The sequence below is a fragment of the Microcystis sp. LEGE 08355 genome (assembly GCF_015207185.1).
Taxonomy (GTDB): domain Bacteria; phylum Cyanobacteriota; class Cyanobacteriia; order Cyanobacteriales; family Microcystaceae; genus Microcystis; species Microcystis panniformis.
In genome coordinates this window covers 1-2,678 of record NZ_JADEXI010000614.1, presented here as the reverse complement: position 1 = coordinate 2,678, position 2,678 = coordinate 1, and the positions used below count along the sequence as shown (strand labels likewise).

The following is a 2,678-nucleotide window of genomic DNA, read 5'->3' as shown; positions in this document are numbered from 1 at the left end:
CAAGGCTTCGGCCGTGAGCTCAGCCGAACGGTGCTGCGCCGTCCACTTGGTTTTCGAGACTGGCCTTTTAATTCTAACGTAAAGCCAACCTAGAACGGCGGGGTTTCAGACCCAAAATTTCCGATGATCGCCATCGCTGTAGGGTGCGTTCCCTAATGTGGCTCCCACTGCTCCACCAATAGATTTTTGGGGAACGCACCATGCTAGAGGATTATAAAAATATTTGCCGTCGCACTCCAGCCCATCGTGGCTGAGTTCAACCGTTATCGAGAAAAATAGTTAAATCCCGTCAAATTCCCCTAAAACTTTCACCTCTGGTTCTAACCAGAGGGACCAGCGATCGAACACTTGTTCCTGCACATGACGAATTAAACGCAGAATATCCGAGGCTTTTGCCGAACCAATATTCAGGATAAAATTAGCGTGTAACTCTGATACTTGCGCCCCACCAATTTGATAACCTTTTAATCCCATTTCCTCAATTAAAGCCCCAGCATATTGTGGTTTAGGATTGCGGAAAACACTACCACAACTGGGACGATCATAGGGTTGGGTACTTTTGCGATGGCGTAAATTATGGGTAGTAATTGCCATTATTTCCTCGCGATTATCGGTAGCTTCTAACTGAAATGTGGCTTCGATAACTAAACGTTGATCCCCTTGCAGAGAAGAACTGCGATAACTATAATTTAAATCTTCTTTGCTTAAAGTTTCTAACTGACCATCGGCATTTAATACCAGCGCCCGCACTAATCGATCCGCCACACAGGAGGTATGCGCCCCCGCATTCATCACCACAGCACCCCCCACCGTACCGGGGATACCCACCGCCCATTCTAGGCCCCTCCAGCCCCTTTTTGCCGCTCTCCAAGCTATTTTTGGCAGGGGTTCCCCCGCCGCTGCTGTAATCGTAGCAGTTTCGGCATCAAAACAACTCGATCGCAGATGGCGAGTATTGAGAACAAGTCCGGGTAAACCTCGATCGCTGATTAGTAAATTTGAACCAGCCCCCAAAACAGTCAAGGGCAACCCTTGCGATCGCCACCAAGCGAACACTTCTCTTAATTCCTCTAGATTAACTGGTTCGGCATACCATTGCGCTCTTCCCCCCACCCGGTAGGAAGTGAAATCAGCTAGAGAAACAGAGGTTTTAATCATAGGGTTTTAGGGGTTGGAAGTTATAAATTATGAATTATAAATTATGAATTGGGGGTTGGGGAGCAGAACGTAGGTTGGGTTGAAGCATGAAACCCAACGATCATGTTACTTATTTAGGGTCTGCTGAAAAAGTACGGGCGAAGCATTCGGATAGAAAATCTGCGGTTTCACCGATAGGTTATTGCCCGAATGCTTCGCCCCTACAGGACGCGGGCCGATGAAGACGCAAGGTTTTGAACGACGATTCTCTCAAAATCTTACACCTGTTTCGCTCATACAGCCACAAAACCCCTACCTTGCCTACATTTCACATTTATTCAGCAAACCCTATTTAATACTGCTCACTTAAAAACTCAAATCTGATAACTGATAACTGATAACTGATAACTGATAACTGAATCTACACTCTAACCGCTAATTGTTCGCAGTAAAGAGAGAGCATTTCGGGGATAACTTGATTGAGATTGCCAGCGCCGAGGAACAAAGCTAGATCGCCGGGTTGGAGAATTTCTAGCAGGAATTGACCTAAAGAACTCAATTCGGGGTGATAGTAGGCGTTTTTATGGTGTTTTCTCACCTGTTCAGCCACTTGCTGCCCAGTGACGTGATTGATATTCACTTCCCCAGCACTATAAATATCCGTTAAGACTACCACATCGGCGGAACTGAAAGCGGAGCCAAATTCCTCTAAAAAGGTAGTGGTGCGACTGTAGCGATGGGGTTGGAAAATAGCGATCGAACGTTGGTACTGTTTGCCTTCTACCTTCAATTTTGCCGCCGCTAACGTGGCTAACAATTCGCTAGGATGGTGGGCATAATCATCGATAAAAGTAATGCCGTTTGCCTCTCCCTTGTGTTCAAAACGGCGTTTTGCCCCAGCAAAAGTAGCGATCGCATCGGCAATGACAGCAAATTCTAAACCGAGATAACGTCCGATAGCAACCACTGCCAAAGCATTACTAATATTATGTTGCCCCGGGATTTTCACTTCCATTTGTCCCAGATAACTGCCTTTTTCCCAGACGGAAGCTTTCATCATTCCCTGTTCATAGATAATCTCGCTGACGGTGTAATCCGCACCTTTTTCGGGATCGAGACTATAAGTAATTGTCGGACGGAAATGCTCGGCGATCGTGTCACAATCTAAACAAGCTACTAAAATCTGGCACTGATGGGCGAATTCATGGAAAGTATCGATAACTTCGCTTAAATTCTGGTAATGATCGGGGTGATCTAGCTCAATATTAGTGATTACGCCGATTTTTGGGGCGTGTTTGGTTAGGGAACCATCGGACTCATCGGCCTCTGCCACTAAAAAACGACCTTGACCAAGACGAGCGTTACCTTCCCAAGCGTCCACCTCACCACCGACAATGATCGTGGGGTCTAATCCCGCTTCTAACAAAACGTAACCGATTAGGCTGCTAGTGGTGGTTTTTCCGTGGGTGCCAGCGACGGCGATACTGTCGTAATCAGCGATTAAAGCCGCTAAAACGTCGCTACGGTGAAAAATTGGGTAT

Annotated in this window: 2 protein-coding genes; both read right to left on the bottom strand. The window is 46.6% G+C overall.

Annotation, left to right across the window (positions count from 1 at the left end; translation table 11 throughout):
* Positions 1–279: 279 nt before the first annotated feature.
* The gene (murB, locus tag IQ242_RS21930; RefSeq protein ID WP_193961403.1) at positions 280–1,158 is read right to left on the bottom strand and encodes a UDP-N-acetylmuramate dehydrogenase; all 879 of its coding nucleotides are present in this window, start codon (positions 1,156–1,158) and stop codon (positions 280–282) included.
* A gap of 400 nt (positions 1,159–1,558) precedes the next feature.
* On the bottom strand, positions 1,559–2,678 hold a 1,120-nt coding region (gene murC / locus IQ242_RS21925; RefSeq protein ID WP_193961402.1), incomplete at its 5' end, for a UDP-N-acetylmuramate--L-alanine ligase.